The 6,333-nt window shown below is 70.7% G+C and carries 8 protein-coding genes and 1 pseudogene; 2 read left to right on the top strand and 7 right to left on the bottom strand.

Annotation, left to right across the window (positions count from 1 at the left end; genetic code table 11):
- From ACZ4XD_RS37030 to ACZ4XD_RS37020, 3 genes are all read right to left on the bottom strand, one after another.
- The coding region (locus ACZ4XD_RS37030; protein WP_468049935.1) for a hypothetical protein at positions 1-467 on the bottom strand (467 nt) is incomplete at its 3' end.
- Between the two features lie 209 nt (positions 468-676).
- Positions 677-979, bottom strand: a complete 303-nt coding sequence (locus ACZ4XD_RS37025; RefSeq protein WP_468049933.1) for a hypothetical protein — start codon at positions 977-979, stop codon at positions 677-679.
- A gap of 344 nt (positions 980-1,323) precedes the next feature.
- Entirely contained in the window at positions 1,324-1,851 is a 528-nt protein-coding gene (locus ACZ4XD_RS37020) for an NTPase (protein WP_468049931.1), read from the bottom strand.
- A 136-nt stretch (positions 1,852-1,987) separates the two neighbouring features.
- Between ACZ4XD_RS37020 and ACZ4XD_RS37015 the strand changes: the two genes are divergently transcribed.
- On the top strand, positions 1,988-2,440 hold the full coding sequence (locus ACZ4XD_RS37015) for a YbhB/YbcL family Raf kinase inhibitor-like protein (RefSeq protein ID WP_468049929.1): 453 nt from the start codon (positions 1,988-1,990) through the stop codon (positions 2,438-2,440).
- Positions 2,441-2,760: 320 nt separating this feature from the next.
- Here ACZ4XD_RS37015 and ACZ4XD_RS37010 read toward each other — a convergent pair whose 3' ends face one another.
- The 4 genes and pseudogenes from ACZ4XD_RS37010 to ACZ4XD_RS36995 form a co-directional block, all read right to left on the bottom strand.
- Positions 2,761-3,054, bottom strand: a complete 294-nt coding sequence (locus tag ACZ4XD_RS37010; protein WP_468049928.1) for a DUF1330 domain-containing protein — start codon at positions 3,052-3,054, stop codon at positions 2,761-2,763.
- A gap of 34 nt (positions 3,055-3,088) precedes the next feature.
- Positions 3,089-4,522, bottom strand: coding sequence for an MFS transporter (locus ACZ4XD_RS37005; RefSeq protein ID WP_468049927.1), 1,434 nt, complete (start codon positions 4,520-4,522; stop codon positions 3,089-3,091).
- Complete coding sequence (locus ACZ4XD_RS37000) at positions 4,519-4,881, bottom strand: MarR family winged helix-turn-helix transcriptional regulator (RefSeq protein WP_091261881.1); 363 nt, start codon at positions 4,879-4,881, stop codon at positions 4,519-4,521. The genes ACZ4XD_RS37005 and ACZ4XD_RS37000 overlap by 4 nt, the downstream gene beginning before the upstream one ends.
- Positions 4,882-5,110: 229 nt before the next feature.
- Positions 5,111-5,326 (bottom strand): annotated as a pseudogene (locus tag ACZ4XD_RS36995) (transposase); the annotation flags it as partial.
- 199 nt (positions 5,327-5,525) lie between these two features.
- On the opposite strand from ACZ4XD_RS36995, the gene ACZ4XD_RS36990 reads away from it, so the two are divergent.
- Entirely contained in the window at positions 5,526-6,293 is a 768-nt protein-coding gene (locus ACZ4XD_RS36990) for a dienelactone hydrolase family protein (protein WP_468049925.1), read from the top strand.
- Positions 6,294-6,333: the final 40 nt, after the last annotated feature.

Genomic DNA, 6,333 nt, shown 5'->3' with positions numbered 1-6,333 from the left:
GCGAGATCGATCGTGGCACGCTGGTATTCGACCCCGTAGCCGAACGGTGTCGGCGAGGTCTCCCCGGTCTTCGGGGTCAGACTCTGGTCCCAGACGCGCAGGATGCGGGTCCGCCCCGTCGGATCGCGGAAGCAGCCATGGCGCCAGTCGATGCCGCTGTCGACCACCCCGACGATCACTCCGGCCCCGCGGAACGACGGCGGGCCCGCGTGCACCCGGTCGGCGTGGATCTCCGGTAGGGACGCGTCCAGCTCGGGTTGCGTGGGCCGGGACGCCTCGACGTACCCCACGGAGTCCATCTCGTCGAGCTCCGCGAGGCGGTCCACCCCGATCTCGCCGCTGATGATGTCCCCGGCCCGGGTGAACACCGACAGTCCCGCGTCGTCGAAGTGCTTGCGGAGGCCCTCCGCATCGTCCTCGGCACCCTTCGCGATGCGGACGAGCACCCGCACCCGTGGCGACTCCACTCCTTCCACTGTGAGCCCGAAGCGACCGGTCGATTCCAGGCTTGCCAGCTCCGCCTGGCCTTCCTCCGCTTGAGATGTCAAGAATTTCAGCCGTGAGTCGAGCATGGGAATTCTTCTCTCCACGAGATGGCCCCGACGGGCCGACGAGGCCGACCCGACGAACTCGCCGGCCTGCACGGCCGACGGAGCCCTCGCGTGTCAGGTGTCGATCACTTGTCAGGTGTCTCGGTGCCCTTCTCGGGACGGAGCGGCTCGGAAAGCTCGACATAGGCGACAGCGTCAACCTCGGTCAGCCGCCCGAGATCTCCGGCCCGCAGGCTCGCGGTCACCACATCCCCGGCGACGGTGTGCAGCTGGGCGCCGGCCTCAGTGAGGTGGCGTCGCTGCTGGTCGTTGGGCTCGTCCCGGACCCGAATGAGCACCCTGATGGGAACCGAGTCGCTCAAGGTCTCTTCTTGGCCGGCCATGAACAGCATCTGCCGAGCGGCGGAGCCAAGTTTCTCCGGGCGCATTTTTCGCACCTTGTTCCGGTGAGCGACCCTTGTCCTTACGGATTCTCGCTGCCGCACCGTCTCCTCGCGTCGACGGCCGCGCTTTTCCTGTGCCTACCTCAACCGTAAGCAGCCCCGGCCGGTCCCGCCACCGCGTCCCGGTGTGCCGGGCGCCCACCGCGACATCGTCGTCAACCTCGCCATGGGACATCTCGTCCACCTCGCCACCGCCGCCCACCTGTGCTGACCGTACAGCGGCCTATCCCGATGCCCCTACCAGGGCCTGACGCCCTACCAAGCCCTGCGCCCCCAGCCCTCCTGGCCACGTGGACCGGGCCCGACGCCACTCGACCAGGTGCTGGTCGTCATGGGCTGTCGAACCGGGCTGCCAGGTCCTCGGGAAGGGCGTCCCGGTTCGCCCGGCTCACCTGGACGAGTTCGATGTCGGCGCGCCGCTTGAGCGCGTCGGTGAACGGGTCGCTCTTCACATGGACCGTGGCGACGATGTCGATCTCGGACGTGAACAGGCACCGGACCACCTCCTGGAACGCGGTGCATGCCAATTCCATCCGCCCGAGCTCGTCGATCAGCACGAGCTCGCCACGAGCCGGATCCGCTGACCTGAGCGGCGGCAGGGCGAGCCGCTCCATGACGCCCAGGTCGACGCCGTACCGGCCCACCCGCGGTGGACCCGGGAGATCGACGTGGGCGAGGACGGCCCGTGAACCACTGTCCACGGTTTCCAGCACGAACCCGGTCCGGGTGCCGCCTTGCCGGATCTCTTCCGTGGTGAAGCCCACGGCCTTGCGGTGGAGCAGCAGCGCGGCAAGTCGGCGGACAACGGTCGATTTGCCCACTCCGGGGCGTCCCTCAAGCAAGATCCTCGTCGGCATCGTGTGCTCCGTATGGGAGGCGGGACCGGGTGCTTCGTACAGGGTTCCCGGCGCGCTGATCGGTGTACGCGGCCAATCGGGTGCTCCGTCCGCCCGGACCGGTGCCGACCGGTCCGATCGGGGTAGAGCCGCGCGCATGACAGGAATTGAGCTCAGAAGTACGGCGTTCCACGACCATGCAGCGATCCCCCGACGCCACAGCGGGGAGGGCGACGACGTCTCACCGCCGCTGACCTGGTCGGCGGTGCCGGACGGTACGTCGGAGTTGGTGCTGCTCTGCGAGGACCCTGACGCGCCGGGCGGGTCTTTCCTGCACTGGCTGGTCACGGGCATCGACCCGGGCAGTTCCGGCGTGGCGGAGGGAGAGTCACCGCACGGCGGCCAGGAATGGCCCAACGGATTCGGCCGGGTGGGCTGGGGCGGTCCGATGCCTCCGCCAGGACATGGGGTGCACCGCTACTTCTTCCGTCTGTGGGCCGTTTCGGAGTCGCCTTCGCTGCACGGCAAGCCGACGGTCGACGCCGTACACCGTGCCGTGAGCGGCCGGGAGTTGGCGAGCGGCACGCTCGTGGGCACTTACGAACGTTGATCACCGTTGCGGGCGGAGCGGCGCGCCAACCGGCACGCCGCTTCGCGAGTTGGAGGCGGCTCCGGTAGTGCCCTGGTGCGGCGCCTGGTCGTCGCAGTCAGCCGTCCTGGCCGAGGTGGTTCCCCCCTCATGCCAAGGGGGTGGTGGACCAGCCGCCTTCCAGTAGGGCGAACAACTCGCGCATGGTCCGGGGCGGGTCTTCGCTTGCTCGGGCGATGCTGGGGGCTTCCAGGGTGAAGCGTGCCAGGCCGGTGATTGCGGGGGCGTCCGCGGCGAGGCCCAAAGGCACCAGCACAGCCCCCTGGCCGACTGGACCTCGGTCAGTCGAGGCCTTCGACGATGCGGAAGTCGCGCTCGACGCCGTCAGCAAGTGCGGCCAGCGCCTCCTGGTAGGCCGCACTCTCGCGCGCCGCGACGGCCTGTTCGAAGCTGTCGAACTCGACCAGGACGGTGCGCTCGGCGATTCCGGCGTCATACGCCACGACCCGACCGCCACGGACGAGGGTCCGACCGCCCATGGGCCCGACGGCCAGACCGGCCAGCTTGTTGTAAGCAGCCAGCTTCTCAGGGTCTGAAATGGTGCGGTAGACGCTGACCCAGTAGCCCTTGGGCATGGGAACCTCCAGTGTTGGGATGAGTGCATCTGACTTACGGGTTGGTCTCGGACGAGCGCCGGCGGGCGAGAGCGAGGCTTGTCAGCGTCGCGATCGCCATGGCGCCGATGCCGACCAGCGCCGCGGTGGTGTAGGCGCTGTCGTCGGGGAAGAGGTGGCCGGGGCCGGTGCCCGCGGTGAGGATCAGGCCGCCGATGGCGCTACCCAGGGAGTACCCGACGCTGCGGACGACGTAGTTGAAGCTCATGGCGCTCGATGTCTCGCTCTTGGGGGTGACGGCCAGGATGACGCCGGGCATCGCGGCCGAGAAGCCGCCGACGCCGAAGCCGAGCACGCCCATCGCCGCGAACAGTTCGGCCAGGTCCGACCGGGCCGCCGCGAACAGGGCGAACCCGCCGCCGACCACGACGGCACTGCCGGCCAGGAGCAGGGGGTCGGCGATCCGCGTCCGGACCCGCGGCGTGAGCTTGCCCGCGACGAACCCCAGCACCGAGAACGGGATGAGGACCAGCCCGGCGGCGAAGGTCGTCAGCCCGAAGCCGTAGCCGGCGCCGTGCGGCGTCTGCGCGTATCGGGTGATGAGCGTGAGCAGGAGGTACATGCCGATCCCGGCGACGAACATGGCGAGGTTCGCCCCGGCGACCGCCGGGTGCCGCACCGCCCGCACATCGACCAGGGGCGTCGTGCTGCGCAGCTCGATGACGGCCCAGACGCAGAGCAGCACGACCGCGAGGACGGCGAGGCCCGCCGCCACGGCGAGGTGCCGGCTCCACAGATTCCGTTCGCCGGCGAGGAACAGCACCAGGAGCAGGGCAGCGGCCAGGACGACCGCGCCTGCCACGTCCACGTGGGCGGAGCGGCCTTCGGGGGCTTCGGGCATGGAGCGCCACGCGGTCAGGAGGGCGGCGGCGGTGACGACCAGGCCGAGGCCGTAGGCGGCCCGTACCCCGCCGAGCTCGGCGAGCAGCGCGGCCAGCGGGTAGCCGACGCCGGCCCCGATGATCGAGACCACCGAGATCAGGGCGATCACGGCCGTGCTGCGCTCCTCGGGGAGGTGGTCCCGGGCCACGCCCATCATCAGCGCCGTCAGCCCGAGCCCGACGCCCTGGGCCGCCCGGCCGGCCAGCAGCCACGCGAACGGCAGCGGCAGCACGGTGAGCGCGCTGCCGGCGACGACGACCGCCAGCGTGGCGAGGATCGTGGCCCGCCGGTGCGGGCCGGCTCCGAGCCGGCCCAGGACCGGCGTGGCGACGGCGCCGCTGAGCAGCGCGACGGTCAGCGTCCACTGCGCGCTGCCGAGCGAGACGTGGAACGAGGTCGCCACGCTGGTGATGAGCGGCGCCCCGAGGCTGCCGACCGCCGCCACGACCAGAGCGATGAACATCAGGGCGGGGACCAGCAGCCGCGCCTCGGAACGCGCCGTCGGTAACGCCTTCGCCGCGACCCCGCCGACCGGCCGCCCGGTCACGGCTTCGGCCCTTCGCGGTCCTGGCTTTCGAGCTCTGCCAGGTGCTTCAGCGCCGGAAGGGCCGCCACCAGCGCCTCGACCTCGTCGCCGGTGAGCTCGCCGATCAACCGCTCGAAGGCGTGGACGCCCGCCTGACGCCGCGTCCGGACATAGGAGGCGCCGGCCTCGGTCAGGCACACCAGCGTGACCCGCTTGTCGGACGCGTCGCCCCGCCGCTCGACCAGGCCGGACTCCTCCATCACCCGGACCAGGGCGGTCATCGCGGGCTGGGTGACGCCCTCGACCGCGGCCAGATCGGTGATGCGCCGCGGGCCGGTCCGGTCCAGGGTGGCCAGGGTGGCGGCGGACGTCAGGCTCATGTCCCGGGGCAGGCGTCTCGCGGCCCTGGTGGCCAGGCCGTAGAGGGCTGCCCCGATGGCGGCGGACGCGCCAGGAGCGGTGTCTTGACGACTCATGCTCGAAGCATAGCAAGCTTTATATTCATAGTTTATGGAAATGGCCGACTGGCGCGGGCGGCGCGCCCGTTGAGCAGGCCGGCCAGGGCAGCCCCCGCCGGTGACCCCGCCGGATCCGGGCCGGCGCCAGGCCCAGCAGCCGGTCGGCGCGCTCGCCCTCGGCGAGCCGGTCGCGGAAGTCGGACAGCACACCGTGGTGAAGGCCGGGGCCTTCCAGCTCCAGGCCGAGGGCATACTTGAAGTCGATGCGGCAGCGCAACGCCTCGGCGGCCTGACGGTCCGACAGGTTCAGCGCGTACTGCAGCACGCAGACGGTGGCCAGCTGCGCGGGCGAGAGCCCGGGGCGGCCGTCATACCCCAGCATCCTGCTGCGAGGGTCAGCCTCCAACACCGTGGCCTGGGCAGGTGATCCGAGAGCGCTGCAGTGGGGACGGGGTTTGTGACGGTTCTCGTGAGCCCTCGCCGTATTTCAGAGGGACACCCGCACTGTTCTGCCAGCGGCAGAACACCGGCCGGACCGGGCTCGACGATCACTACAGTCCAGTCTCATGACGAAGATTACGACGCGTACGGTCGAGTACCCGGCCGACGGTTTGACGATGATCGGGCACCTCGCGCTCCCGGCCGGTGTCGACCGCCGGCCCGCGGTGCTGCTCGGACCAGAGGGCACGGGACTCAGCGACGTCGAGCGCCGCCGGGCCGATGCTCTCGCCGAACTGGGATATATAACGCTGGCCTTCGACCTTCACGGCGGGCGCTATTTGGGCGACCCCGAGGAGATGCTGGCCCGTTGCCTGCCGCTGCTCGCTGATCCCGAGCGGATGCGAGGCATCGGCCATGCGGCGCTCGATGTGTTGCGCACCGAACCGCGGACCAACCCCGACCGGATCGCCGCCGTCGGCTACGGCACCGGGGGCGCCGTCGGGCTGGAACTCGGGCGCGAAGGCGTCAGCCTGCGCGCGATCGGGACAGTCAACGCACTGACCACGGGCCGACCGGGCGAGGCGGCGCGCATTCGCTGCCCGGTGTGGGCCGGGGTCGGGTCGGAAGACCCGATCATGCCGCCCGCACAACGGGACGCGTTCACCGCCGAGATGCAGGCCGCGGGCGTCGACTGGCGCCTCACGGTCTACGGCGGAGCGCTGCACGCCTTCCACCACCCACCGGTCGACCACACCGTGCGCCCCGGCGTCGGCTACCACCCACAGCACGCGCAGCGAGCCTGGCGCGACGTCGTCGACCTGCTCGCCGAGTGCCTGCCCGTGACGGAGGATCTGGGGCATGCCCCAGGTAAGCATGCTGGCCCCGGGCACTGACAGTCCACTCCCCTCAAGTCCGCACAGCAGAAACGCATTC

The organism is Streptomyces sp. NPDC029466 (genome assembly GCF_055574515.1).
This window is presented reverse-complemented; position numbering and strand designations above follow the sequence as displayed.

Coding starts and splice junctions, on each gene's coding strand:
- ACZ4XD_RS37025 (WP_468049933.1), bottom strand. CDS start 979: ATGCGCCCGGAGAAACTTGGCTCCGCCGCTCGGCAGATGCTGTTCATG.
- ACZ4XD_RS37020 (WP_468049931.1), bottom strand. CDS start 1,851: ATGCCGACGAGGATCTTGCTTGAGGGACGCCCCGGAGTGGGCAAATCG.
- ACZ4XD_RS37015 (WP_468049929.1), top strand. CDS start 1,988: ATGACAGGAATTGAGCTCAGAAGTACGGCGTTCCACGACCATGCAGCG.
- ACZ4XD_RS37010 (WP_468049928.1), bottom strand. CDS start 3,054: ATGCCCAAGGGCTACTGGGTCAGCGTCTACCGCACCATTTCAGACCCT.
- ACZ4XD_RS37000 (WP_091261881.1), bottom strand. CDS start 4,881: ATGAGCCTGACGTCCGCCGCCACCCTGGCCACCCTGGACCGGACCGGC.
- ACZ4XD_RS36990 (WP_468049925.1), top strand. CDS start 5,526: ATGACGAAGATTACGACGCGTACGGTCGAGTACCCGGCCGACGGTTTG.